This is a genomic window from Acidimicrobiia bacterium (assembly GCA_029210695.1).
Taxonomy (GTDB): domain Bacteria; phylum Actinomycetota; class Acidimicrobiia; order Spongiisociales; family JAHEDJ01; genus JAHEDJ01.
The window spans coordinates 1-25,594 of record JARGFH010000015.1 but is presented as its reverse complement, the minus strand read 5'-3'; the positions used below and the strand labels follow the sequence as shown (position 1 = coordinate 25,594).

The following is a 25,594-nucleotide window of genomic DNA, read 5'->3' as shown; positions in this document are numbered from 1 at the left end:
CGCCATAGCATTGCGCAGAAACCTCAGACTGGATTCTCAGCAATGCTATGGATTGCCACGCGCCATTGCATTGCGGAGAAAACTCAGACGGGGGCGGGCTCCGACTCGAGTGCGGACGCACCGAAGAACACCAGAGCCAGCCACAACAAGTCGGCCAGCGTCAGGTGCGTCAGCTGCAGCCAGACCGGCGTTCCCAACAGGATGTTCGCCATGCCGGCCAGGAACTGCACGGCCACCAGACCCATGATGAGAAGCGCCAGACGGTGCGTGAGCTGTTTCGAAGCATCCGCCCCGAAAGTCCACGCCATCCAGCCCGTATACGCGCCGATCGCCACCGCGGCCACCGGGTGAATCACGCGCAACCTCGTGAGAAAGTGCTCGGCGTCGCCAAGTGCGCTCGACAACCCGTCCGCGATCGATTCCGAGGGAAACAGTGTGTCAGCCAGCGCCGTCACCCCACCGGTTGCCGAAATAACCACCACCCCTAAGAGAGCGAAACCCAGGTAGCCCGCCAGGCCGTTCCTGAACACCGGGCGAACCGGACCGCGACCGGACGCCAGCCAGGCCAGCACGGCCAGCGAACCAAGCAAGGCGAACGTGTTGACGAGGTGAACCGGGACCATGATCGTTCGTGCCGCCGACGCATCATCTGCCACCCACTCGGCCAGCACGAGCACAGCTCCGACCAGCGCCTCGGAGATCATGAAGATTCCCGACCACCAGGCAGCCTTGCGAATCTGGCTCCCTCGCGGGTAGTTGCGGAGCACCCAGATGGCAATGGCGGCCACCATGAGCGCCGCCGCCCCGCTAGTCACCCGGTGTGTGAACTCGACCATCCTGGCACCCTCGAGACCGCCGGGAATGACCTCCCCGTTGCAGGTGGGCCACGAGGGTCCGCATCCTGCCCCCGACCCGGTTGCCCGTACGTATGCCCCGTAGACAACAACCACGATGTTCACGGCCAGAGTGGCCCAGACGAACTTGGCGAATCGGGTCATGAGTCGGAGAGTAGCGAGTCGCGAGTTACGTATCGGTCGACCCGCCACGAAAACCCAAAAGCTCCCGCACTCCTGAACCGATACCTACTCCGTGACCAACTGGAAGCGCCTCTGGCGGCCGCTGAGCGCGGGAGCCGTCATCCTCGTGATGGCGTTCTTCCCGTTCGTTCGCAGCACGCGGGTTCCGCTCCTCGGCAATGTCGACCTCGGATTCCACGAACTGGGCCACCTAATCGGCTATCTAATCCCGATCTCCGAGCGACTCACCGCCGCCCTTGGATCCATCACGCAGATCGCCGTCCCCCTCGGCCTGGCCACCTACTTCCTCTGGTGGCGCACGGATCGAGTTGCAGGAGGACTGATGCTGGCCTGGGCAGGAACGTCGGCCTGGGATGCCAGCGTCTACATCGCCGACGCACCCTACGAACGCCTCCAGCTCATCGGTGGCGACCACGACTGGGCATTCCTGCTCGGCCCAACCGAATTCAACAACTACGCCGTCGCCGACGAACTCGCAGCATTCGTGGAATTCGTGGGCGGCTTGTCGCTGATCACCGGCCTGATCATTTGTCTGGCCGTCCCCATCCGCGGCTGGCTGGATAACCGGCGAGCTGAGGAATTCGCCGAACACACGTCCACGCTCCCGGTTCGAGAACCGAAGTGGCACGGTGAATCCCCCGACGGACCCTCCGGCAATACACTGCCCGGGTGATCCACGACAATGCCGCCGCCGCCATCGGCAACACTCCCCTGATTCGACTCTCCCGCGTCCATCCTCCCGGGAATCTCGTCGGCAAGATCGAGTACATGAATCCGGGCGGATCGATCAAGGAACGAATCGCCGTCTCGATGATCGATCGCGCGGAGGAACTCGGCCTCCTGGAACCGGGAGGAACTATCATCGAGCCGACCTCCGGCAACACCGGTGTGGGGCTCGCCATCATCGGAGCAGTGCGCGGGTATCGGGTCATCTGCACGGTGCCGGACAAGGTGTCGAAGGAAAAGCAGGATCTTTTGCGTGCGTACGGTGTCGAAGTGATCGAGACGCCGACCGAACTCCTTCCGGATGATCCCGACTCGTACTACGGGGTTGCCCGCCGACTCGTTGAAGAGGTTCCCGGCGCCTACTCGCCGAATCAGTACACGAATCCAGCCAATCCTCAGGCTCACTACCTGACCACCGGACCGGAGACCTGGGAACAGACGGATGGCCGGGTAGGTGTGCTGGCGGCCGGTGTCGGGACCGGCGGGACCATCACCGGTGCGGGTCGATTCCTCAAGGAGATGAACCCGGATGTCCTCGTGATCGGAATCGACCCCGCAGGCTCCATCTTCACAGCGCCGTCCGAGGCGCAGGTTCACCAGTACGACGTGGAGGGGGTCGGCGAGGATTTCTGGCCGGAGACCCTGGACCCCGGCGTCGTCGACGGGTACCGCATCGTCACCGACGCCGAGTCCTTCGCAATGACCCGCCGCCTGGCCCGCCTGGAAGGTCTACTAGTTGGGGGTTCGGGCGGGATGGCGGTTCACGGGGCCATTGAGGTCGCCGTCGAATATCCGGACCGATTGGTGGTCGTGATTCTCCCCGATTCGGGGCGAGGCTATCTGTCGAAGGTTTTCAACGATGACTGGATGCGGACACATGGATACGAGGTGGACTGATGCGATTCGAGACTGATGCCATTCATGCTGGCCAGCAGCCGGACCCCACGACCGGGGCCGTGGTAGTCCCCGTCTACGCCACCTCGACCTACGTGCAGGATGCGCCGGGCGAACATCGCGGGTTCGAGTATTCGCGCACCGGCAATCCGACCAGACAGGCCCTCGAGGTTGCCCTGGCCGCCCTCGAGGGTATCGGGGAAGACGAACCCGGAGGGGCGATCGCGACCTCTTCAGGAATGAGCGCCACCTCCATCATCGGCTACACACTCCGGCCGGGTGACCATGTCCTCCTTCCCAACGACGCATACGGGGGCACGTTCCGGTTCTTCGCCAGGGTTCTCGCCGAACAAGGAATCGAGTGGTCGGCGGTTGACATGACCGACGAGCGCCTGGTGCGTACGGCCCTCCGTCCGACGACCCGGGTGATCTGGGCGGAGACTCCCACCAACCCCATGCTGAGACTGGTGGACATCGCCGCGGTGGGAGAGGTTGCGCGAGAAGCCGACGCGATGTTCGTCGTTGACAGCACTTTCGCCACCCCTTACCTTCAGCGGCCGCTCGACCTCGGTGCCGACGTTGTGCTGCACTCGACGACGAAGTACCTGGGCGGCCATTCCGACGTCGTCGGAGGGGCTCTCATTACACGAGATCCCGACTTGTTCGCCCGGTTCAAGTTCCTCATCAATGCCGCCGGACCGATTGCAGGGCCGTTCGACGCCTGGCTCGTCTTACGGGGTCTGAAGACGCTGGCAGTTCGCATGGAGCGTCACTGCGCAAATGCCGGCCGCATCGCCCGCTTTCTCGAATCGCACCCGGGCGTCGTCGACGTCTTCTATCCCGGCCTCGAATCTCACCCGCAGCACGACCTCGCCGCCCGGCAGATGCAGGCCGGCGGCGGAATGATCTCTTTGATCCCAGCCGGCGGAATCAGTGCAGCCAGGCGCATCGCCGGCAGCACGAAGCTCTTCTTCCTGGCAGAGAGCCTGGGCGGGGTGGAGTCGCTCATCGAGGTTCCCGCCGCGATGACGCATCTCTCCGTCGATGGCACAGCACTGGAGGTGCCGGCCGATCTGATTCGTCTCTCCGTCGGGATCGAACACATCGATGATCTCCTCGAGGATCTCGATCAGGCCCTGGGTCACGGCGGTAGCTAGTGGCAGTCGGCCTCGGGAAAAGTGCTGGTCATTTCGCCTCAGGTGTGGCAGCATCTCTGCTACCAGAGAAAGGAGGTGGTCCGACTTGAGTGAATGTTTCTGTAGGACTCTGGAGGTGGCCGGACGCTAAGCGGCCATCGGTGCCGCTTGCAGCGAGGAAACCGCCTCGCTATCGGTAGCGACACCAACCCGGACCACCGGGACTGAGAGATCCGCGAGCTGGTCCTCTCGCGGCGCATGAAGTGTCTCTGGTCTTATCTCGCGAAGCGGGCTCCCTCGGGGGCCCGCTTCTCAATTCTCAGGGCCGGGCCAAAGAGGCAAAGTCAAAGGGGGACCCGGGATTCGGTGGCGCAATACGCCGCTGCGACACTCGCCCGACGCTCACCCCCGTCGAGATCGCCATCGCCTCGCGGTCTCCGCCGATGGAGCAGCACTTCAGGACGTAGTACTCATCACCTCCGGCCTGGCTCGCTCGGCGTGGCCGTGAAGGTCATCCTCAACTGAGGTCAAAGGGCCGGTTCGTCGAATATCAATCCGAATGCGTCGCGTGCTTCGCCGACCGCCCAGGTCAACACGATGAACATGAAGACCAGCAAGACGGCGGTCAAGATGATCCTCGTTCGATATGTTCGCAACTCTTCTGGATCATCGAGATACGAGGTGGGCCTGGACCGCAGAGAAACGGCGCTCGAAGCACGGTCGGTCGGTGGCCTCGAGGCGGGCCGGGCGGCGGAGACCACAGGATCAACCACTGTCTCCAGTCCCAGTTGCTCATCGCCCGGCGCCGGTGTCTGCGGGCGAGCCGATGCCGGAGGCTCGGGCACCCCAACCCCGACCACCGGATCGGTCACGGTCGGAGAATCGACCCGATCGACAGAAGGTTCCGGCTGCTGCGGATGAACCGTCTCCAGGGAGTCGCCGCTATCGGGACCGACCACCGGCTCGGTCACCGTCGGAGAATCGACCCGATCGACAGAAGGCTCCGGCTGCTGCGGATGAACCGTCTCCAGGGAGTCGCCGCTATCGGGACCGACCACCGGCTCGGTCACCGTCGGAGAATCGACCCGATCGACAGAAGGTTCCTGCTCGTCGGTGAGTTCCGCAAACGAAGGCTCTGGCTCCTCCTCATCAAAGGGCAAATCGGCTGGAAGAGGGCGACTGTCGTGCGCGACCGGTTCCCGACGAGGAAACAGCTCAGTCCGTTTCGGAGGCAAAGGTGATCGGGTGGGCTCATCGAGCGGCGCATCGATCAAAGGGATGAATGCAGGTCCCACGGCTTCGTCGGCAGCCGCCCCCTCCTGATCTCCAATGGCATTCTGAACTTCTTCGTTCGTCAGTCCCAGCACCGCCGTCAGTGCAGCCATTGCTGCTTGGTCTCCCGGAACGCCGCGGTCGCGCTCCCAGCTCCGAACCGCCGAGGGGGACCGGCCGACGAGTTCGGCCAGCCGCGCCTGGGTCAGGCCCAACGCTGCGCGCTGACGCTGAATCAAATCACCGAGTGAGAGTTGGCTCGACATGAACTGACACCAGATTACCCGGGCTGCGAGCCTGGGTGACTCTTCGCGAAGAACCGCTACTCTCCCGTGCGGAGGCGACCGAGCGCCTGGTGGGCTCCACGGTCTTCAAAACCGATGGGGGGCTGAAAGGTCCCCGGCGGGTTCGATTCCCGTCCGCCTCCGCCATTGAGCCTGCCGCCATCACCGTCCTCAGGGACGGGATGCGGTAGAGCTCCTTCTGTCGATACGAATTACAGAGCCAGCGGCGCCCCGTCGCGAAGCGTTGGTCTGCGCCTGATGTGTTCGTTTTGCGGGTCGAATGCCCAATCCCAGAATGCAGCTTGCGCCCTGGTAGCGGGCCGGTCGGTATCGCGAGCCATATACAGTGTCTTCTCCAGTTCGAGCCCTTCGACCTCGACGACGGCCAGCTTGCCCGTTTCGACCGCCTCGAGTGCGACCATGGCCGATACGAAGGCGACGCCGATTCCCTCCTGCACTGCCATACGAATGGCTTCTGCATTCCCGAGCGTCATGATCGTGTTGAGATGGTCGAGGCTCAGATTGTGCCACTCGAGGCCCTGCCGGACCGCATCGAGAGTGCCCGATGTCGATTCTCGGACGATGAAATGCTCCTCGGCGAGATCCTCAGGAAGAATTGGCTTCTTGGCTACTGCCCACCGATGATCCGGCGGCACAACCAGGACGATGGTGTCGGTCAGGAAAGGCCGGTACTCGACATCCTTGAACGGGATCCTCAGGCTCGTCAGCGCGATATGGGCATCGCCCCTCCGTAATGTATCGAGCGCTGCCTCACGCTGCGTCACCTGGCACACGACCTCAACCTGTGGGTGTCGAGCCATGAGGCCCGCCAGCAGCGGCGGGAGTATGTACTTGCCGGCGGTGGTCGAGCAGGCCAACCGGAGGAGACCAACGACTTCTCCTTGGAGCGAAGCCATCGTCTCTTCGATTCCGATCACCCGCTCGATTGTCTCCCTGGCCATCGGAATGAGCGCTCGACCCGCTTCAGAGAGTGAGATGTGGCGCCCCGACCGTTGGAAGAGCTCGAGGCCCAGTCGATCCTCCAACGCTTTGATCTGCATGCTGATGGCCGGCTGAGACACCCCCAGCCGTCGACCTGCCTCGGAGAAGTTCTCGGTCTCGGCTGCGGCAAGGAAAACCTGAAGCTCGTTGGTGGTCAACATAACCCCATCCTATCTAAAAACTACTCCAGCATCTACTTATGGACATTCATAATCAGTTGATATAAGTATTCAGGGGGCATGGACTTGTTTTTGATTCGAATCCCGTATAGGTTAAGTGCAGACTTTCACAAGTCGGGTGACGACCACGAAATGCCTATAACGGGGAGCGTTACATGAAGGCATCAAAGGCCATCAGAAGAGCAGGCGCCCTGATACTCGCGTTCAGCATGTTGCTGACTCTGGGTGTTGCGGTATCTGCGCAAGAGAGTGAGGGGATGGACCATTCCGGGTTCGGCCCGCTGGAGGGACCGTTCGAAACCGCACCGGATGTCACGGCAGCCTGCCTGACGTGTCACGCCGGAGTCGGCGAGGACTTCATGCAGACGGTTCACTGGACGTGGGAATACGAAAGTGCCACAACCGGAGAGACCTACGGCAAGTACCAGGTGCTCAACAACTACTGCGTCAACGTACGGACCAACGAGCCGCGCTGCACCAGTTGTCATGCGGGCTACGGTTGGACGGACGAATCGTTCGACCACTCGAATCCCGGCAACATCGATTGCGTCGTCTGCCACGATACGACTGGTACATACAAGAAGTTCCCGACCGGCGCCGGTCACCCCGCCTACGAGGACACCACCTTCAGCGGCAAGGATTGGCCTGCAGTCGACCTTGTTTCTGTTGCCCAGGGCGTCGGAAAGCCCAGCAGGGCCAACTGCGGTGCGTGCCACTTCACCGGCGGCGGCGGCGATGCCGTCAAGCACGGCGATCTGGACACATCGCTCAAGGAACCAGGTTTCGAGCTGGACGTCCACATGGATGCTGAAGGACTCAACTTCACCTGTCAGACGTGCCACACGACCGAGGATCACCAGATCGCCGGTAGTAGGTACGAGATGGGCGCTATCGGCTGTGACGACTGTCACACCGAAGAGCCGCACGACGAAGATGCAATCAATGCCCACACAGCTTCGATCGCATGTGAGACCTGCCACATTCCGGAGTACGCCCGCGCCCAACCGACCAAAGAGTTCTGGGATTGGACAACCGCCGGCGACCGGAACGAAGACGGATCGATCAAGATCGTCGACGACGAAGCCACCGGGAAGCCGGTCTACGACAGCCTTAAGGGCAGCTTCCTGTGGGAGTCCAACGTTGTACCGACGTACCTGTGGTCCAACGGCAACTTCGACTGGTCGCTACCAGGCGAGCCTGTTGCCCAGGACGAAGGCTTCCTGATCAACGAGGTACTCGGCGGACCAGGAGATGGCAAGATCGCCCCGTTCAAGGAGTTCGAGGGCATCCAGCCCTACGATCCGGTGGCCCAAGCAGTAATGCCGCTCAACCTATTCCCATCTGGTGAAGCAGACACCACAGCATTCTGGAAGTTCTGGGACATGAGCGCAGCCATCACAGATGCCGCCACCGCCTATGGCCTGGAATACTCCGGCAGCTACGAGAACATCGAATCGGTGATGTACTGGCCGCAGAACCACATGGTTGCTCCCGCAACCAGTGCACTCGAATGCCAGGCATGCCACTCCGAAGATGGTCGCCTTGATTTCGCGACCCTTGGGTTTGACGAGGGACGTGTAGCCGAACTGACGGTGTTCCCTCCAGGGCCGGAACCAGAGCCAGAGACAACCACTACCACAACTGAAGCCCCAACCACGACGACGACTGAAGCAGCCCCGACCTCCACCGTGGCAGCGGCAGACCCCGTCGAGGATGAGTCTTCGAGCACCGGACTCGTCGTCGGCATCATTGCCGCCGTCGTGGTCCTCGGTGGACTCGCCTTCGTGATGATGCGAAGGAGAACTGCTTGAGCTGACAGGGTGGTCCTCCCCCAACCTAGAGCTCGGTAGAGAGCGAGAAGGCCGGGAGCTACGCTCCCGGCCTTCTCTCAGCTCTTAGCCATTGGCCGTTAGCCCTTGGCTCTGAATCAAGTTCCCAAAAGGGGCGGGGAGTGGCACCATAGGAACCATGAAGAGCGGTCAGGACAACGGCTACAAGATCATGTCGGGATGGCGGGTTGGACATCTTCTCGAGGAATCCGCCACCCGATCGGGCCTTCTCGTTCCGGCGGGATCGGAGAAGTCCAACGATGCGCTGGCGCTCGTCGACGTCGACACGCGGCTTCAGTTCTGGGCGGTTCCGACCGGGGCATGGCGCTTCCTCTGGCCGGCAACAGGCGAAGTGGTCGTGGCAGTACGGGAATCGCAGATCATCGCCGAGCAGAAGCCCGAAGACTCCCACGACGAGAACGGCCATTATCTGTGACGACGGGCAGAGGCGGACGCAGGCTCACCGCCACCGTTACCGACCTAGAGGTTGTCGAGCAACGGGCATACCTGATAGGCGTGGCGACCTCATCGGCCAGAACAGAATCCGCCGAGCGATCACTGGCCGAGCTGGGCCGGCTCACCGAAACGGCCGGATCGGAACCGGTATTCACGGAGCTACTCACCCGGGCGGAGCTCGAACCCGGCCTACTCATCGGCAAGGGTCAGGCCAAACGTGCCGTCGAGCTCAGCAAGACGCTCGACATCGATGTTGTCGTATTCGACAACTCGCTCAGCCCGGCACAGCAACGCAACCTTCAGTCGATGTTCGAATGCGACGTAGTCGACCGGCAAGCCGTGATCCTCGACATCTTCGCCCAGCACGCATCGAGCCGGGCGGGCATGCTCCAGGTTGAACTGGCCCTGCTCGAGTACTACCTCCCCCGCCTGCGGGGCAAGGGAGTCGAGCTCAGCCGGCAAGCAGGTGGCATCGGTACCCGTGGCCCGGGTGAGACGAAGCTCGAAACCGACCGGCGGCGCATCCTGCAGCGGATCTCCCGTCTCAAGCGAGAACTCAAGGAGGTCGCCGCCACCCGCCACACGCAGCGCAAGGCCAGAATCCGTTCGAAGCTCCCGGTGGTGGCGTTGGTCGGATACACGAACGCCGGCAAATCGACTCTGCTGAATCAGATCACCGACGCAGACGTTCTAGTTGAAGACCAGCTGTTCTCAACGCTCGACTCGTCCGTTCGTCGGGCCGAGCTCCCGGGAGGGACGCCCTCCCTGTTCTCCGACACGGTCGGATTCATTCGCGATCTCCCTCACCAGCTCATCGAGGCGTTTCAATCGACACTTGACGAAGTACACAATGCAGATCTGCTGCTCCACGTCGTCGACGGTTCGGATCCGGACGCGGACACCCAGATCACGGCCGTTCGATCGGTCCTCGGGGAGATCGGCGCCGAGCAGGTCCCCGAACTGTTCGTCATCAACAAGGTAGACCGGGCCAACCCACAAGCGATCCAGCGACTGGTGGCCATGCACGATGGTGTGGCCGTCTCCGCAAGCACAGGCGCCGGAGTTCCTGCTCTCCTCGACGTCATCGAACGCGACCTCACTGCCACTGCCTACCGGGTTACGCTCGAAATCCCTTACGAACGCGGTGATCTGCTGGCGTTGCTACATCGAAACGGAGCGGTTATCGAAGAGTCGCACACCGAAGCGGGCACCCTCGTGGATGCCCGCTTGCGGGGCGATATGGCCACCCGCTTCGAACCGTGGCTGGTCGAGTAACGAGTACGCTGCACGCTTTGTCGTCCGGCGGGCGACTAACCCTCCCTGACGAGGTCCCTGAGGATCCTGGCGACCTCGTGGGCAGAGCGGACCGCGGATGCAAGGTGGTCTCGCGCGGAGCGGAGGTCCGCATGGGCACCCTCGATCACTCCCTGTGCAGGGACAGGCCAATCGGAAGGCTCGAGCGGGAGAACCGTGTCGGGCACCGGGCCGGCCAGCGCCGAGCTCTGACGGATCAAAGTCACCATCTCCGCCAGTGCCTCCTCGGCCTCAGAGGTGTCATAACCCGCTTGGCGAACCCGATCAATGGCCTCCTGCAATGCTTCACCGCCGACTTCTGCCCGAGTGGTGCCGGCCACGATGGTGTCGGCAACCGCCACCAGATGCGCCTTCGGAACAACGACGGCATAGATCCGATAGTCCTCGAAGATCTTCGGAATCAGATCCCAGAGTTCGGCAAGCGTGCCGGCTGCCTCGATCTCGCGCCCGAGCGCAGTCAGGCCGGCTGCAGATGAGGACAGCTCATCCAGCAGAACCCGCTCATGCGCATCCGTCAGATGCTCCGCTTCCTGCAGGGCCCCGCCGACACGCTCGATCGTGTCGAGCCGTTTCTCAATTGCATTCCCCGCCCGGTCTTTCAGATTCCCGATGATGCGCTCGACGGCGTCACCGGTTTCGGAGGCGGGTTCTGCTTGGGGTGCGGGCTCCTGCGCCAGCGCGATCGCCGGCAGCGCGCTCACGATGAGCAGCGCCGCCAGCAAGGTAGACAGTGTCTTCATGGCTTCAACTCTCCTTCGGTCTGATTCATCGCTGCTCCAAGATTCCCGAGCAAACCATCGAGCTCACCCATGAGCACATCTAGTTCAGATAGATCGAGGTTCAAGTCGGGAAGAGTCGTGGAGGGTTGGTCAGCGATCGGTGTAGGCGTGGTTGTCGTCGTGGTCGTTGGTTCCTCTGCCGGATCCGGGACGACTCCGGCAGGTTGGGTTTCGTCGGCGATCGGGAGGGGGACTTGATCGGTCTCCGCCGTCACGACCGTCGAAGCTCCCGGGGCCGCCTCCGTCTCGCCGTCGGGGTCGGCGGCCCGCCAGGTGCCGCAGGCAGCCAGCGTCAACACCGCCGCCAGGGCCAGGATTCGTCTCATTGCACTCCTTCCACTCCGTGTCTGCTTTCAGCATCGGAGGAAGGAGTCAGGGCACTGTTGGCTACGAGTAAGAAGAATGTAAGAAAGAGCTCCGGGAGGTCAGCCGCGACGAGCAAGTTCACGGACATTGGTCAGCCATGGCCATGAGCTTTGGGCTCTAGGCAGTGTGTCCGGCCTCAGAATCACCTGCGATTGGACAATCGCCTAGGGCCTGCGGCCTAAGGCCAAGCGCCGGAGGGGTCGCATGAAGCGCTCCCGACGGGAAGGCGCTCGGCTACAGCGATGCTGCCAGAAGGGCCGCTCCAACAATGCCGGCGTTGTTGCGTAATCGGGCCGGGACGATCGGCGTTGAACAATGGAGGTATTGCTCGAACTTCCCGAGTCTCCTGCTCACGCCGCCGCCGAGAATGAACAGATCGGGAGAGACCACACGTTCAACGTAGCGGAGATACTCGCCGACCCGGACACCCCAATCCTCCCACGACAGGTTGGCGTCCTTCCGGACCCGCGCCGAGGCGTAATCCTCCGCTTCTCCGCCCTTGAACTCGAAATGGCCGAATTCCGTATTCGGCACGAGCACGCCGTCGACGAACAAGGCGCTCCCGATCCCCGTCCCGAAGGTGAGGAGACAGACGAGGCCTGCTACCCCCTTTGCAGCTCCGTAGGTCAACTCGGCGATTCCTGCTGCGTCCGCATCGTTGAGCAGTGCCACCGGAGTGCGCAGCCGTCGCTCGAGCAGGGCCCGGCCATCTACGCCGATCCAACCTTCGTCGATATTGGCCGCCGTCCCGACCACCCCGTGGCGGACCACGGAGGGAAGCGTGCAACCGACCGGGCCCCCATATTGAAAGAACTCAACGATCCCGGCCACAACCTCGACGACGGCGTCCGGTGTCGAGGGTTGAGGCGTATCGATGCGATGCCGCTCCCCTGCCAGCGTGCCGGTAGACAAATCGACCGGCGCACCCTTGATCCCCGATCCTCCTATGTCGATTCCCATCACAAATCGTTCCACGATCGGAACTGTACCCGATGGCGGTAGCCTGCTCCACAGGCCAATCCTCAGGAGATCCAGCATGCCCGGCACAGCAGACATCGGCCTCATCGGCCTCGCCGTCATGGGGCAGAACCTCGTTCTGAACATGGACGACCACGGCTACGTGGTGGCGGTTTTCAACAGAACGACTTCAAGGGTCGACGAGTTCATCGCCGGACCGGCCGCCGGAACGAATGTGATCGGCACGCACTCCCTCGAGGAGCTGGTGGGCACCCTGGCCACCCCGCGCCGGGTCATGTTGATGATCAAAGCGGGAAGCGCGATCGATACGGTCATCGAGGAACTGCTCCCCCTCCTCGAACGAGGTGACATCATCATCGATGGGGGTAACTCGCACTTCTCCGACACAGTTCGCCGGACGGCCTACCTGGAAGAACGCGGCTTTCGGTTCATCGGCACGGGTGTATCGGGCGGGGAGGAAGGGGCGAGGAACGGCCCTTCGATCATGCCCGGCGGGAGCAAGGAAGCCTGGCCCTTCGTCCGGAAGATGTTCCAGTCGGTGGCGGCCAAAGTGGAAGACGGCACACCATGCTGTGATTGGGTTGGATCGGATGGTGCAGGTCACTTCGTGAAGATGGTGCACAACGGCATCGAATACGGAGACATGCAGGTGATCGCAGAGGCCTACCACCTCATGAAGGCCGGCCTCAGTATGGACCACGACGAGATGAGCTCAGTGTTCCAGTCGTGGGGAGAAGGGGAACTCGACTCCTACCTCATTGATATCACAGCCGACATCCTGAGGTATCGAGATGAACTGGGCGAACCGCTGCTCGAGCGAATCCTCGATGCCGCCGGGCAAAAGGGCACCGGCAAGTGGACGGCGACCGCGGCCCTCGATCTCGGCATGCCGGTCACCCTCGTTGCCGAAGCCGTCTTTGCCAGGATCTTGTCCGCCCTCAAGGAAGAGCGAGTTGCCGCGGCCGGGCAGTTGGGCTCCAGTTCCGGGTCGATCGACGAGACGGACTTGCGCAACACCTCCAACTCCGCCGACAACGAGGATGGTGGCGCAGGCCCGCGCAGCCTCTTCATCACTGCGATCCGCGACGCTCTCTACGCGTCGAAGATCGTCTCATACGCTCAGGGTTTCATGCTCCTGCGCGCCGCCGCCGAAGAGCACGGCTGGGACCTCGACTACGGGCGTATCGCTTCCCTGTGGCGCGAAGGGTGCATAATTCGCGCAGCCTTCCTCGACGACATCACCGCCGCCTTCCGCCGAAACCCACACCTCGCCAACCTGATGCTGGACGACTTCTTTGCTGCTGCCCTCGCTCGAGCAGAGTCAGGATGGCGCACGGTCATCACCACCGCCGTGTCACACGGGATTCCGGTCCCTGCATACTCGACGGCGCTGGCGTTCTACGACGGATACCGAACCGAGCAGCTGCCCGCCAACCTGATCCAGGCCCAGCGCGACTACTTCGGAGCACACACCTACGAACGGAACGACCGGCCGCGCGGCGAGTTCTTCCACACGAACTGGACCGGCCGGGGCGGAGACACCACGGCTGGGACGTACGACGCGTAGTTCGCACCGGTTCTAGGAGCTTCTCCCATGAGCAGGCGACGTCAAACAAATGCGCCGCGGCTAGACCCCGCCCTTCGGCGCTAATCCGAGTAAATGGACACGGCGAAGGCGGACGATTCATTCAGGAAGAAGGGGAACGTTCGACGGCGGTGCAACTTGGGGAGGCTGGGGACCACCGCCGTCGAACGTTCCAAGGAGGTCTCAGGAGGGCGGTCACTCCCTACCTGCGGCATCACACCACAACCTCTGAGTCAACGGTACGGCACAGCACGCAAACGGGACGGCAAGGGCAGGTTAAGGAAGGGATAAACCGCCGGGGCGCCCATCTCCTGGGCGGCCGCGTCCGCCTGGCCCGGTCCGTAAGGTCACGGCTACCATTGAGGGCCGCCCAACCGCATCCAGGAGTATCGTGTCGACCGAACACCGACTTCCCCGCACAGCCTTCCCGCGTCGATACGACCTCACCCTCGAGCCGGACATCTCCAACTCGTCGTTCACAGGTACGGAGATCGTGACGATCGACGTCATCGAGCCGCTCGAAACGCTCACGCTGAACGCCATCGAGCTCGATATCGATGCCGCCTCACTCGTGGGCGGAGACGGGATTCCCCGTCACGCAACAGTCGGCTACGACGAGCCCAACGAGCGAATCACCATCACGCCACCTACTCCTATCGAAGCGGGCGAGTGGGCACTTCACCTGTCCTTCAGCGGCACCCTGAATGACCAGTTGCGGGGCTTCTATCGCAGCACCTTCACCGACGATTCCGGTGGCGAGCAGGTGATCGCCACGACCCAGTTCGAAGCAGCCGACGCTCGCCGGGCGTTTCCTTGCTGGGACGAACCAGACTTCAAGGCCGTGTTCTCAATCACGCTGATCGTCAGGGAAGAGCTGACGGCCATCTCCAACATGTCGGAAGCGGATCGCAGGCCTGGCGGCGACGGCAAGGCTGTCGTGCGATTCACGGATACGCCTGTCATGTCGACCTATCTGGTCGCCTTCATCGTGGGGCCGCTCGAAGTCACCGAACCCGTCGATGTCAACGGAATACCACTTCGCGTTGCATTCCCGCCCGGCAAGGGTCATCTGACCGACTTTGCACTCGACATCGGCGCCTACGCCCTCCGCTGGCTTTCGGACTACTACGGGATCCCTTACCCGGGTGACAAGGTCGACTTCGTCGCCATTCCCGATTTCGCGTTCGGCGCGATGGAGAACCTGGGTGCTATCACATATCGAGAGAACGCCGTCCTCATCGATCCGAATACAACGGGCCAGTACGAACTGCGCCGGGTGGCGGACGTGATCGCCCACGAGCTCGCCCACATGTGGTTCGGCGATCTCGTCACGATGAAGTGGTGGAACGGGATCTGGCTGAACGAGGCGTTCGCTTCGTTCATGGAGATGAAGACCGTCGAGTCGTACCGACCCGACTGGGAACGCTGGTTGGCGTTTGCCGTTGATCCCGGCGCAGAGCGAACCGACTCGATGGACATCGACGCTCTGGCCAGCACACGAGCGGTCGAATTCGAGGTTCGCTCGCCAGACGAGGCGAACGAGATGTTCGATCCTCTCACCTACGGCAAGGGCGCCGCCCTTCTACGGATGATCGAGCAATACCTCGGAGTGGAATCGTTCCGCAACGGCGTCGGCAACTACCTGCGCGCCCACGCCTACAGCAACACCGAGACCGAGGACTTATGGACAGGACTCGACAGCGCCTCGGACGGCGGTGTCGGCGACATCATGAATACATGGATCCTCCAGGGCGGCTATCCCGAAGTGAGCGTTGAACGCGCAGAGGGCGGTCTGCGACTAACGCAACGTCAGTTCCGCTACGTGGAAGATCCCATGGCGGCCAACCTCTGGCAGATCCCGATGCAGATTCGATTCGGCGCCGCAGGCCGGGAATCGACGGTCAAGCACCTGCTCGTCGCCGAATCCGAGTTGGTTCCGTTTGACGAGCCCATCGACTGGACGATCGTCAACGCCGGCGGGCACGGCTTCTATCGGGTCCGCTACGAAGCAACGCTCCTGAGCGCACTCCAGGCCCGGCTTGCCGACCTCGATCCGCTCGAGCGTTTCACCCTCCTGGACGACACCTGGGCGTTCGCAGTCGAGGGATCCGTGCCAATCGATGAGTTCGCCAGGCTGGCCGCGGCCTTCCGTGACGAACGAGAGCATGCCGTCTGGCAGATGCTGACCACGCACCTGCTCGAGATGGGCCGGTACGTTCCCAACGACAATCGGTTTGCGGCCTTCGTGCGACGCCTCGTCGCACCGACTGCCGAACGACTCGGATGGGAACCGGCCGCCGGCGAAGACGACCTGACCCGCCGGTTGCGCGGGCAGATCCTCGCCACGTACGGGCGCCTCGGAAAGCACGCCGACACGATCCAAAGAGCCAAAGGCCTCTTCCGCGACGTCGTCGCAGATCCATCCATCATCGATGCTGAGGTGTCCCTCGCCGTTCTGGCGATAGCCTCCTCACACGGCACCGTCGACGAATACGAGATGGTCGTCAAGGCCTACGAGTCGACCACGAATCCGCAGCAACAGGTGCGCTACCTACGAACGCTCACCTACTTCCCCGGACTCGATGTCGCAGACCGGACGTTCGAGATGGCGCTCGACGGGCGCATTCGCGGCCAGGATGGTGGCTGGGTAATCGCCGGCTTGCTCGCAAACCCGTCGACGATGGACCACATCTGGACCAGGGTGACCGAGCAGTGGAAGACGCTGACCGACCTCCTCCCGCCTGCCACTCAGCGATATCTCGTCCACAGCCTGCCGGCCATGGTTGAACCCGGCCTGGCCAGACGGGTCGAAGCGTTCTTCTCAGAGACCGGGTTTCCGGTGGCGGCGAAGTCGCTGGCACAGAAACTCGAACTCCAGCGAGCCATGGTGGCGCTCGGGCAGCGGGAAGGCGACAGCCTGGACGCTTTCCTCGGCCGATGAGTTTCTAGAACAGAGTGAGACGCTAGGTGGACAACGGCATCATCAAGTGGATCGCCGATGAGGAGGTCCTCCAGGATTTCGTAGCGGGATTGCCCGTACTGACCATCCTCCTCATCATCGTCGTATCCGTTGCTCTTCTCTCCAAAGGAGCGGACTGGATGATCGACGGGGTCGTCGATCTCGCACAGCGCACCGGACTCCCGAAGATCGTGATCGGCGCCACCGTTGTCTCCCTGGGCACCACTCTTCCCGAAGCATTCGTTTCGGTGATGGCCGCCTTTCTCGGCAACCCCGGCCTGGCGCTGGGCAACGGAGTCGGATCGATCATCGCCGACACCGGGCTGATATTCGGGTTGACCTGCGTTCTCGTTGCGGTACCGGTGAATCGGTTCATCCTCAATCGCACCGGCTGGGTGCAGGTGGGCTCGGCAACCCTGCTGGTCGGCATCGCGGTGATCGCCTTGATGACCGCCGAAGCGGGCCAGAAACCGATCCTGAGCCGCTGGGTGGGCCTGTTCTTCCTGATCCTGCTGGTCGCATACCTGTATGTCACCTATAGATGGGCAACCCAGAGCGGAGATTTCGGTCAAGACGAGGAGATCTCAGACGAGGAGCCAATGAAACTGCCGAAGGCGTGGTCGATGATCATTGGTGGACTCACCCTGATCGTGGTCGGTGCCCGGGTCCTGGTGCCGAGCGCGTCAGAAATCGCAGTCCGGGCAGGCGTACCGGAAGACGTCATCGCCGCCACGCTGGTTGCCTTCGGAACCTCTCTGCCCGAACTGATGACGGCGATTGCTGCAATCCGCAAAGGTCACCCAGAAATCACCGTCGGCAACATAGTTGGTGCAGACGTGTTGAACGTGCTCTTCGTGATCGGCGCAGCCGCCGTAGCCGCTCCACTCGCCATTCCGGACAACTTCTACTTCTTCCACTTCCCGGCGATGCTGATCATTCTGATCTCGTTTCGGGTTTTCATCAGCAGGGCCGACACCGCCTTCCGGCGCTGGCAGGGGGCGTGGCTGCTGGCCGTGTACGGTGTGTATGTGACGCTCCAATACACGCTGAATGTCGGAGGGCCGCTGTGAAGATACGGAACGAGCAATGAGGGTCCTGCTTGCGACCGACGGTTCGGATACCGCCGGGGCGGCGGTTCGGTTCGTAGCCGGATTCCCCTTCCCCTCCGGCACCGACGTGAAAATCGTCTCTGTCATACCGAGTGTTCTGCGCGATCACGAGATCGAGACGCTCACCCCCGAGCAGCGAACCGCATTCGAGGAGTCGAAGAGCGGCACCCGTATCGAGGTCGAAGAGCTCCTAGATTCCGAGGCCGCCGTCCTCCGGCAGGCGGGGTGGAGCGTCACAACCGAGATCGGGGTGGGACATCCAGCGGCCGAGATCGTCGGAGCAGCCGAAGACTATGACGCGAACCTGATCGTTGTTGGATCACACGGGCTCACCGGGTTCAAACGATTCCTGCTCGGCAGCGTTTCGAATCAGGTCTTCCAGTCATCCAAACGGTCTGTCCTGATCGTCCGCCAACCCGAGGCGGAATGTGAGGGGAGCCAACCCGAGCTTCCGGCCCTCCACGGCCATCCATGGCGCATTCTGGTCGGCTACGACGGTTCGGAGCCGTCCGAAAAGGCTATCGCCTTCTGCACATCGCTGGATTTCGGCGATGAAGCAGCGATCCGGGTCTTGACGGTCCTGCCCATGGTGCGCCTGTTCCGCCAGGACATCCGCCAGGAGCTGAACTGGATCTGGCAACAGAAGAAGGAGACCGAGAAACAGTCGCTCGAGGCGGCCGCCGACCGGATTCGCGAAGTCACGGCCGGAGTGACGACGGCACTCACCGAAGCCGGTGACGTAAGTCACGCGATTCTGGCAGCAGGAGAGGACTTCAAGGCAGACCTGATCGTCCTCGGACACAAGGGGAAGGGTGCCATCGAGAAGTTCTTGATGGGCTCTGTGACCCCGCGGATCGCGCAGCATTCCTGCCGGTCGGTTCTAGCCATCCGATAGCAGAGCGGACGATCGTTGCTTGCAGGAGGTGCCCCCTCGGGGACCGAGCCCCCCTACCCCCGCCTACCGGCGGCGGTACCTTCCCCCCAAAGGGGGGACCGAAAACCGCGTGCTCTCCCGTTTGCAGGGGAGCCGTCCGGCGTAGCCGGACTGAGGGGGGTGTCCTGCGGGTCTCGTCCCGGTCCTACAAGTGTTCGGCCAAGCCCCCTCCGCCCTGCTGCATCAGCAGCAGGCCACCTCCCCCAGCTGACGCCGGTGGAGGACGTTTCTGAGCGGCCACGGGTCGGACTCAAATCGCGACAGAACGCCCAAAGGGGGACCGAAAACCGCGTTTCTCCCCCGCGGAAGCGGGGGAGATGCCGAGTCCTCGAGGCGAAGGGGGCACGCCCGGGTTGGTGCGACGGAGTAGGCGCCGGTTCGAGTTATTTCACCGGCTCAGCGCCCGGATCTGACGTTCGTGCGTCCTCTCCGGCTCCGTGTGGCGAGGCCGGCCAGGACGATCCCCAACCCGATCGAAGTCAGCGCCAGCGCGATGTGGACCGACTTGAAGGCGACACTCTCGTCTCCACTCAAGACGGAGGCGGACGATCGAATCCAGATGATCAGCATGAGTACCCCGAATCCGATGAAGACCCGGGTCATCCATGCGGTCAGGGGCCGGCCGCGCCGGAGAAGCACCGCGATGCCGGCCAGCGCAAGGCCGAACAGCAAGGACCCACCGACCCGGATCCAGGTCCATGGATCAGACGCCTCGTCGCCCGTGAGTAGGCCGATGCGGTTGCCCCACGCAATGAATGTCCAAAGCGACGCAACCGCCGCCCACCAGAAGATCCGTCGCTCGCTCACTTCTCTTCCCAACTGAAGAATCGCACGGCCAGCAGCGGGGCAACGATGGCCCAGAACACCAGGACCCACACCACTTCGCCGAGCGCCTCGCCATACCCGGTCGCCCAACGAATCATCTCGGACAAACCGGCCGCCGGCATGATGTCGGCGATGGCAGCAAGTGGTCGCGGGAGGCCGTCGACTGAGAACATCACTCCGCCGAGTCCAAAAAAGGCAACGAACAATCCGTTCACCACCGCCAGCGTCGCTTCGGCTCGCAGTGTTCCCGACAGCAGGAAGGCGAGTCCGCCGAAGGCAGCTGTGCCGAGGGCGACGGCGAGCACCAACGCCCACCAGGAGATCGGCGGCCGGAAATCGAGGAACAGTCGAGCAGCACCCAGGATGATCACGATCTGGAGGGCCTCCAACAGGAGCGTGGCGACCAGTTTCCCTGCAAAGAGAACGGAACGGGGTAGTGGGGTGGCACCCAGGCGTTTGAGGACCATGTACTTGCGTTCGAACCCGGTCGCGATCGCTAGTGCGACGAGCGCAGATGAGATCACCGACAGCGTGAGGAGGCCCGGTACCAGGAACCCGATTTCGATGTCAAACAGATTCGTGGCGCCGAAGAACAGCAGCAGCGAAACGGGGACGATGAGGGTGAGCAGCACCGCTTCACCCCGCCGCAGGGTGAGCATGAGCTCCATGCGGGCTTGCTCGACCAGCATCCGCCCATTCATCGGTTGTTCTCTTCCATAAGCGCCAGAAAGACCTCCTCGAGGCCTCCGGCCCCGACGCGCAGCTCGGTGATCAGGGCATCACGCTTGGCGAGCCAGGCAGCCACATCGGACACCAGCTTCGGGGTCGGCGTGTCGGTGGTCACGACGTAGAAGCCTGTACGCACCTCGCGGACGTCGATTCCGATCTCCTCGATCAGCTCTTCGATGGGCAGATCGGGAACTGAGACGAACGACACATCACCCCGCGCATGGATGAGGTCGACGGGCGACCCTTCCGCCACCAGACGTCCGTGATTGAGGATTCCGACCCGATCAGCGAGGCGTTCTGCTTCGTCCATGAAGTGGGTGGTGAGAAGAATCGTTACGCCTTCCGACTGCATGTGCTCAATGATCTCCCAGGTCGTTCGCCGGGCCACCGGATCCATGCCGGCGGTCGGTTCATCGAGAAAGACCAGTTCCGGTCGGTTGACAAGTGCCAGCGCCAGCGAGAGCCTCTGCTTCTCACCTCCTGAGAGGCGGCGGTGAAGCGTGGTCGCACGATCGGCCAACCCGACCAGTTCGAGGAGTTCGTCCGCGGCTCTGGCACTCGGGTAGTAGGAGGCGAACAGCGAAACTACCTCCCGGGCCTTTGCCCCCTGATACACGCCGCCCTCCTGCAGCATGACTCCGATCCGGCGTTGGAGGCGAGTGCGATCCGAAACGGGGTTCAGCCCGAGCACTTCGACAATGCCTGAGTCGCAGGCACGGAGCCCTTCGAGGATCTCGACGGTAGTGGTCTTGCCGGCCCCGTTCGGGCCGAGCAACGCATAAGTCTCGCCGGTACCTACGTCGAGGCTGAGGCCGTCGACTGCGGTGAGCGCCCCGTAGCGCTTGGTCAGGTCCTCGAGGTGAATTGAGATTGACACAAGGCGATCGATGCTAGACGGGAGTGGGACCGCCCTGTCGGGACGCGGGAAATCGGCACCACCTTGTGGGCAGGCAATTGGCCATTGGCAATTGGCTCCGGGATAGATCGCTACCACATACCTCAGAACCCCAGAGTGGTCGCATCGGAGGCCCGGCTCTCCCGCAAACACATCCTCCCGGTCCTCGTACAATGCGCGGATGCTCAAACGTCTCCTGCTGCCCTCTCTGCTTGTTGTGGGTGTTGCGAGGCTCATGCCGGAGATCCTCAAGCGAACTCTGGCTCCCCCACAAAGACCTCAGCCGCACACGCCCGCGGATCTCGGACTCCCGGAGGAAGAGGTTGCATTGGCCAGCGCAACCGGGACGGAGTTGAAGGCCTGGTTCATCCCGGCCGGCGGTCGAGCGCCGGCGATCGTCGTCTTGCACGGATGGGGCGGCAACGCTTCGCTCATGCTGCCCCTGGCACCCCACCTTCATCGCGCCGGATTCCATGCGGTCTTCCTGGATGCCAGGAACCACGGCAGGAGCGAACACGATGACTTCGTCTCTATGCCTCGCTTTGCTGAAGACCTCGACGTGGCGATCGAGTGGCTGCGAAGCAGACCCGATGTCTCATCGATCGGCGTGATCGGCCATTCTGTCGGAGCGGGCGCGGCCATCCTGGCTGCATCCCGAACGGATCAAATCAACGCGGTCGTGTCCGTGGCCGCCTTCGCTCACCCGGGTGAGGCCATGGCGGAAGGTCCCCCGTTCAGCCACTTCCCACGGTCGGTTCAGCGAGGTCTCTTTCGGACCATGGAACGAACAATCGGGTTTCGTTTCGATGACATCGCCCCACGGGAGCGGGTGGCGCTGGTGAGCGCTCCGGTCATGCTCGTACATGGCGGGGCCGACACGACCGTCACGCCCCGTCACTTCGAGGAACTGGTCCGCCGGGTTCCCGACGCGGAGACGCTCTTTGTCGAAGGTGCCGACCATGCGTCGCTCGATGCCTTCGAACCGCACATACATCGAATCCTCGGGTTTCTGTCCGAGCATCTCCGGTAGGGCCCCTCCGTTCCAGGTCGGGGGTTCCAGAGTGCAAACCGATCCCGGGCATCCTGTTACCGGAACCCCCTCGCCCCTTTACACAACTCTGTATCTTCGATACTGTGCGTTGCACATGACATCACGAGTCTTCTTTGCGTATTTCGGTTTTACCGGACGGAGTGTCCGGGCCGAAGGTGCGCGCAACTAGCAAGACAGCATTCACCATCACCAGGCCCGGAGCTCACGGCTCCGGGTTTTTCATATCTGGAGCCCTTCCGGCGGAAGGACATCACATGATTCGCAAAGCAGAACGCATCGACTCCAGCGCAGCCAACACGGTCGTTGAGGTCGGCTCTGTGCGCTTCGGTCATGATCCGTTCCCGGTCATTGCCGGGCCGTGTGTGATCGAGAGCGAGGCCCAGATCAAAGAGACTGCCGAGGCGGTGGCGGCAGCCGGGGGGGCAATGCTGAGAGCCGGAACCTCGGTTGCCGGTGCATCGCCATATGAGTTCCGTGGTCTCGGTAGTGAAGGGCTGAAAATGCTGAGAGCAGCGGGTGATGCGGTGGGCCTGCCGGTCGTCACCCAGGTCATCGAACCCGCCGGCATTCCCGAGGCGTCTGAATTGGCCGACATGATCGAGATCGGCGCCGGCAACATGCAGAACTTCGAGTTGTTACGTGCGATCGGTCAGCAGGAACGCCCCGTTCTGCTCAAGAGGGGGCCGTCGGCCACTATCGACGAGTGGCTCTGGGCCGCCGAGTACATCCTGGCCGAAGGAAACGACAACGTCGTGCTCTGTGAGCGCGGGATCCGGACGTTCGCCGATGGCGACACCCTGGATATCAGTTCGGTGCCGATCGTCAAGGAACGGACCCACCTGCCCGTGATCGTGCTGCCAAGCCACTCGGCAGGAAGCCGCGCCCGAGTCGTGCCTCTGGCGCTGGCCGCGCAGGGCGTCGGCGCCGACGGGTTGGCGGTCGAGGTCCACCCGACGCCCGAGGCTGCCCTCGTCAACGCCATCGGTCAGTTGGCCGTTTCGGAGTTCGCCCACCTCATGGAGGCGCTCGGAATCAACCGGATGCGCAAGGCCATCGACCTGGTCGACCGTGACATCGTCAGGCTGTTGTCCCGTCGACGCGATCTCGCCCTGCAGATCGGACGGGTAAAAGCCGAGCGCGGAATGTCGGTGCGTTCACCGGCCCGTGAGGCGGAACTCGTGGCAATTATCCGGGAAGAAGCCGTCCTGCAAGACCTCGATCCCGAACAGGCCGAGGCCGTTTTCCAGGTAATCCTGGCCGGTTCTCGCGCCGAGCAGCGCCGCCTGCGGTCGCTCGGGGAGCTCTAGACTGGGGCATCGGCCACACGCCGCACCAGGATTCACCCGTCCTCGTACTCAACCCGGCGCAGTGCCGGTGCAATCAGCTCCAACCACCGCCGACTTCGACCCGAGAAGCCCTCCCGCCGGATCGGCAACGAGTACCACCTTGCCGCGTTGCCCTCCGCGTTCGAGCAAAACCTGAGCACGAGCAGCCTCAACCAGCGGTATGCGATCCGCCACCACCGGATGGATCTTTCCGGACGCCAGCACATCAAAGAGACCCTTCAGAGTTTCGTGGTCGCCACCGGTCGGGGTCATCGGCGCGTGTTTACCGTCCGGTATGAGCGCCAGCGCGAGACGAGTCAGCAGACTCGCCGGGATGACCCGCATCCCGGCTTTCGAGGTGGCGGCCACGCCGAACCAAACCAGGCGTCCACCCTTGCGCAGCGTCCGGTAGGACCGCCATAGCTGGCGGGCTCCGCCGATGGGGTCGAACACGACATCCACCGCGTCGCCCGTGAGATCGCGAATGCGCTCGACGAAGTCGTCGTTGCGGTAGTCGATCGGCGTGGCTCCGAGGTTCGAGACGAGTTCGTGGTTGTGTTTGGATGCCGTGCCGTACATTTCCAGCCCCGCCAGGCTGCCCAACTCCAACAGCGCAGAGCCGGGCGCCATTCGGACCCAACCGCGAGAAGAGCTCTCCCTTCTTCACAGATAGATCCACATGGTCGACTGCCGTGAGGGGTCCGTATGTCCTGGAGATGCCGAACGTCTGAACGGCGGCGTTGCTCACGGTGGCGGAGCTCATGGCTCTCCTGGGTCGTATCCATCCATTGGAACCGGCTCGGTCCGGTGGCTGCCAGAGGCGTGAGGCCCTTCCACCGGGACCATTTGGCCACCCCCGGGGTCTGTATCGACCATCGCCGGCCTGTCAGCCGAAATCGCCGGCACCGTTCAGATGACCACGTCAACCCAAATGGCCGCAAACAGGAGCGACAGATAGATGGTGGAAGTTCGGAATAGATTCATCGCCGTTTCCGGATTGTTGAGAAGACGGACGGAGTCGAACAGCATCCACGCTCCGAGTACCGCCGCCGACCCGGTGTAGATCCAACCCAGGTTGGCGACGGGCACCAACCAGAACGTCACGAACACCAGCAACCCCGAATAAACGATGATCTGTTGCGCCGTCTTCTTCGGACCGACGATCACCGGCAACATCGGAACTTCCACGGCCGCGTAGTCATCTCGATATCGCAACGCCAGCGCCCAGAAGTGGGGCGGCGTCCAATAGAAGACGATGGCGAACATGATCCATGCCGACAACCCAACAGTATTGGTCACGGCCGCCCAACCGACCAGCACCGGCGCAGCCCCTGCGGCTCCCCCGATCACGATGTTCTGCGCCGTCGTCCGCTTCAAGGTCAGCGAGTAGACGAACACATAGAACAGCAAGGCGGCGGTTGAGATGGAGGCCGCCAGCAGATTCGTCGTAATCCAGAGCACGGCAAAGCCGGCGAATCCCAGAACGACTCCAAAGCGCAACGCACTCCGAGGCTCAACCCGGCGGCGGGGTAATGGCCGGCGTGAGGTGCGCTTCATCTGCTGGTCGATGTCGCGATCGATGTAGTTGTTGAGCGTGTTGGCGCCTGCGGCAGACAGCGTGCCTCCGACGAGTGTGGCGAATACGAGCCAGGTACCCGGCCAGCCCCTGGCGGCGAGAACCATCGCAGGAACCGTTGTGATCAGCAGCAGTTCGATGATGCGCGGTTTCGTGAGCGCGACGTAGGCGCCGACGAGCTCACGCCAGCCTGAGCCGCGCGCATCGGGATCGGTGATGGAGATGGAGGGCGTGTCCGAAGGGGGCTCCATGAGTCACGGAGCATACCGCGCCGTTGGGTGTCGCTCGCCAGCTTGATGGGACCACCGGTTCGCCAGTGTGATGGGACCGGGTTGGGGTTCGGTCAGGTCCGGC

At 62.8% G+C, this 25,594-nt stretch carries 23 protein-coding genes and 1 tRNA gene; 13 read left to right on the top strand and 11 right to left on the bottom strand.

Features of this window, described 5'->3' with window-relative positions; translation table 11 throughout:
* Positions 1 to 83: 83 nt before the first annotated feature.
* The gene (locus P1T08_06735; protein MDF1595777.1) at positions 84 to 998 is read right to left on the bottom strand and encodes a COX15/CtaA family protein; all 915 of its coding nucleotides are present in this window, start codon (positions 996 to 998) and stop codon (positions 84 to 86) included.
* A gap of 91 nt (positions 999 to 1,089) precedes the next feature.
* Between P1T08_06735 and P1T08_06730 the strand changes: the two genes are divergently transcribed.
* The 3 genes from P1T08_06730 to P1T08_06720 are packed head-to-tail and all read left to right on the top strand — an operon-like array spanning position 1,090 to position 3,814.
* Complete coding sequence (locus tag P1T08_06730; GenBank protein ID MDF1595776.1) at positions 1,090 to 1,710, top strand: hypothetical protein; 621 nt, start codon at positions 1,090 to 1,092, stop codon at positions 1,708 to 1,710.
* On the top strand, positions 1,707 to 2,660 hold the full coding sequence (locus tag P1T08_06725) for a pyridoxal-phosphate dependent enzyme (GenBank protein MDF1595775.1): 954 nt from the start codon (positions 1,707 to 1,709) through the stop codon (positions 2,658 to 2,660). The genes P1T08_06730 and P1T08_06725 overlap by 4 nt, the downstream gene beginning before the upstream one ends.
* Positions 2,660 to 3,814: a cystathionine gamma-synthase gene (locus P1T08_06720; GenBank protein ID MDF1595774.1), complete on the top strand. Its 1,155-nt coding sequence runs from the start codon at positions 2,660 to 2,662 to the stop codon at positions 3,812 to 3,814. The genes P1T08_06725 and P1T08_06720 overlap by 1 nt, the downstream gene beginning before the upstream one ends.
* Before the next feature lie 506 nt (positions 3,815 to 4,320).
* Here P1T08_06720 and P1T08_06715 read toward each other — a convergent pair.
* On the bottom strand, positions 4,321 to 5,331 hold the full coding sequence (locus tag P1T08_06715; protein MDF1595773.1) for a helix-turn-helix domain-containing protein: 1,011 nt from the start codon (positions 5,329 to 5,331) through the stop codon (positions 4,321 to 4,323).
* 70 nt (positions 5,332 to 5,401) lie between these two features.
* On the opposite strand from P1T08_06715, the gene P1T08_06710 reads away from it, so the two are divergent.
* Positions 5,402 to 5,496: transfer RNA gene (locus P1T08_06710), tRNA-Sec, on the top strand.
* Between the two features lie 65 nt (positions 5,497 to 5,561).
* Here P1T08_06710 and P1T08_06705 read toward each other — a convergent pair.
* Positions 5,562 to 6,512: a LysR family transcriptional regulator gene (locus tag P1T08_06705; GenBank protein MDF1595772.1), complete on the bottom strand. Its 951-nt coding sequence runs from the start codon at positions 6,510 to 6,512 to the stop codon at positions 5,562 to 5,564.
* 173 nt (positions 6,513 to 6,685) lie between these two features.
* Here P1T08_06705 and P1T08_06700 point away from each other — a divergent pair, with 173 nt between their 5' ends.
* From P1T08_06700 to hflX, 3 genes are all read left to right on the top strand, one after another.
* Positions 6,686 to 8,341 carry a tetrathionate reductase family octaheme c-type cytochrome gene (locus P1T08_06700; GenBank protein ID MDF1595771.1) on the top strand — a complete coding sequence of 552 codons (1,656 nt, stop codon included), beginning with the start codon at positions 6,686 to 6,688 and terminating at the stop codon, positions 8,339 to 8,341.
* Between the two features lie 157 nt (positions 8,342 to 8,498).
* The gene (locus P1T08_06695) at positions 8,499 to 8,795 is read left to right on the top strand and encodes a hypothetical protein (protein ID MDF1595770.1); all 297 of its coding nucleotides are present in this window, start codon (positions 8,499 to 8,501) and stop codon (positions 8,793 to 8,795) included.
* Positions 8,792 to 10,090, top strand: a complete 1,299-nt coding sequence (hflX, locus tag P1T08_06690) for a GTPase HflX (protein ID MDF1595769.1) — start codon at positions 8,792 to 8,794, stop codon at positions 10,088 to 10,090. Before P1T08_06695 ends, hflX begins: the two co-directional genes overlap by 4 nt.
* Positions 10,091 to 10,125: 35 nt before the next feature.
* Here the strand turns inward: hflX and P1T08_06685 are convergent, their stop codons facing one another.
* The 3 genes from P1T08_06685 to P1T08_06675 form a co-directional block, all read right to left on the bottom strand.
* Positions 10,126 to 10,869: a hypothetical protein gene (locus tag P1T08_06685; protein MDF1595768.1), complete on the bottom strand. Its 744-nt coding sequence runs from the start codon at positions 10,867 to 10,869 to the stop codon at positions 10,126 to 10,128.
* Positions 10,866 to 11,234, bottom strand: coding sequence for a hypothetical protein (locus P1T08_06680; protein ID MDF1595767.1), 369 nt, complete (start codon positions 11,232 to 11,234; stop codon positions 10,866 to 10,868). Before P1T08_06680 ends, P1T08_06685 begins: the two co-directional genes overlap by 4 nt.
* Before the next feature lie 274 nt (positions 11,235 to 11,508).
* Positions 11,509 to 12,234, bottom strand: coding sequence for an ROK family protein (locus P1T08_06675; GenBank protein MDF1595766.1), 726 nt, complete (start codon positions 12,232 to 12,234; stop codon positions 11,509 to 11,511).
* Positions 12,235 to 12,310: 76 nt separating this feature from the next.
* Here P1T08_06675 and gnd point away from each other — a divergent pair, with 76 nt between their 5' ends.
* The 4 genes from gnd (at position 12,311) to P1T08_06655 (ending at position 18,800) form a co-directional block, all read left to right on the top strand.
* The gene (gene gnd / locus P1T08_06670) at positions 12,311 to 13,819 is read left to right on the top strand and encodes a decarboxylating NADP(+)-dependent phosphogluconate dehydrogenase (GenBank protein MDF1595765.1); all 1,509 of its coding nucleotides are present in this window, start codon (positions 12,311 to 12,313) and stop codon (positions 13,817 to 13,819) included.
* 409 nt (positions 13,820 to 14,228) lie between these two features.
* Positions 14,229 to 16,778 (top strand): M1 family metallopeptidase, encoded by a 2,550-nt coding sequence (locus P1T08_06665; protein ID MDF1595764.1) that lies wholly within the window; start codon positions 14,229 to 14,231, stop codon positions 16,776 to 16,778.
* A gap of 26 nt (positions 16,779 to 16,804) precedes the next feature.
* Positions 16,805 to 17,866 carry a calcium/sodium antiporter gene (locus tag P1T08_06660; GenBank protein ID MDF1595763.1) on the top strand — a complete coding sequence of 354 codons (1,062 nt, stop codon included), beginning with the start codon at positions 16,805 to 16,807 and terminating at the stop codon, positions 17,864 to 17,866.
* A gap of 16 nt (positions 17,867 to 17,882) precedes the next feature.
* Positions 17,883 to 18,800, top strand: coding sequence for a universal stress protein (locus tag P1T08_06655; GenBank protein ID MDF1595762.1), 918 nt, complete (start codon positions 17,883 to 17,885; stop codon positions 18,798 to 18,800).
* Between the two features lie 435 nt (positions 18,801 to 19,235).
* Here P1T08_06655 and P1T08_06650 read toward each other — a convergent pair whose 3' ends face one another.
* The 3 genes from P1T08_06650 to P1T08_06640 are packed head-to-tail and all read right to left on the bottom strand — an operon-like array spanning position 19,236 to position 21,270.
* Positions 19,236 to 19,646 (bottom strand): hypothetical protein, encoded by a 411-nt coding sequence (locus tag P1T08_06650; protein MDF1595761.1) that lies wholly within the window; start codon positions 19,644 to 19,646, stop codon positions 19,236 to 19,238.
* A complete protein-coding gene (locus P1T08_06645; GenBank protein ID MDF1595760.1) occupies positions 19,643 to 20,365 on the bottom strand; it encodes an ABC transporter permease in 723 nt (240 codons plus the stop codon). The genes P1T08_06650 and P1T08_06645 overlap by 4 nt, the downstream gene beginning before the upstream one ends.
* Positions 20,362 to 21,270, bottom strand: a complete 909-nt coding sequence (locus tag P1T08_06640) for an ABC transporter ATP-binding protein (protein MDF1595759.1) — start codon at positions 21,268 to 21,270, stop codon at positions 20,362 to 20,364. Before P1T08_06640 ends, P1T08_06645 begins: the two co-directional genes overlap by 4 nt.
* A 199-nt stretch (positions 21,271 to 21,469) precedes the next feature.
* On the opposite strand from P1T08_06640, the gene P1T08_06635 reads away from it, so the two are divergent.
* Both P1T08_06635 and P1T08_06630 read left to right on the top strand, forming a co-directional pair.
* The gene (locus P1T08_06635) at positions 21,470 to 22,318 is read left to right on the top strand and encodes an alpha/beta fold hydrolase (GenBank protein ID MDF1595758.1); all 849 of its coding nucleotides are present in this window, start codon (positions 21,470 to 21,472) and stop codon (positions 22,316 to 22,318) included.
* 275 nt (positions 22,319 to 22,593) lie between these two features.
* Positions 22,594 to 23,646, top strand: coding sequence for a bifunctional 3-deoxy-7-phosphoheptulonate synthase/chorismate mutase (locus tag P1T08_06630; GenBank protein ID MDF1595757.1), 1,053 nt, complete (start codon positions 22,594 to 22,596; stop codon positions 23,644 to 23,646).
* 48 nt (positions 23,647 to 23,694) lie between these two features.
* Here the strand turns inward: P1T08_06630 and P1T08_06625 are convergent, their stop codons facing one another.
* Positions 23,695 to 24,294, bottom strand: a complete 600-nt coding sequence (locus tag P1T08_06625) for a zinc-binding dehydrogenase (GenBank protein ID MDF1595756.1) — start codon at positions 24,292 to 24,294, stop codon at positions 23,695 to 23,697.
* A 279-nt stretch (positions 24,295 to 24,573) separates the two neighbouring features.
* Entirely contained in the window at positions 24,574 to 25,491 is a 918-nt protein-coding gene (locus P1T08_06620; GenBank protein MDF1595755.1) for a heme o synthase, read from the bottom strand.
* Between the last annotated feature and the right edge of the window lie 103 nt (positions 25,492 to 25,594).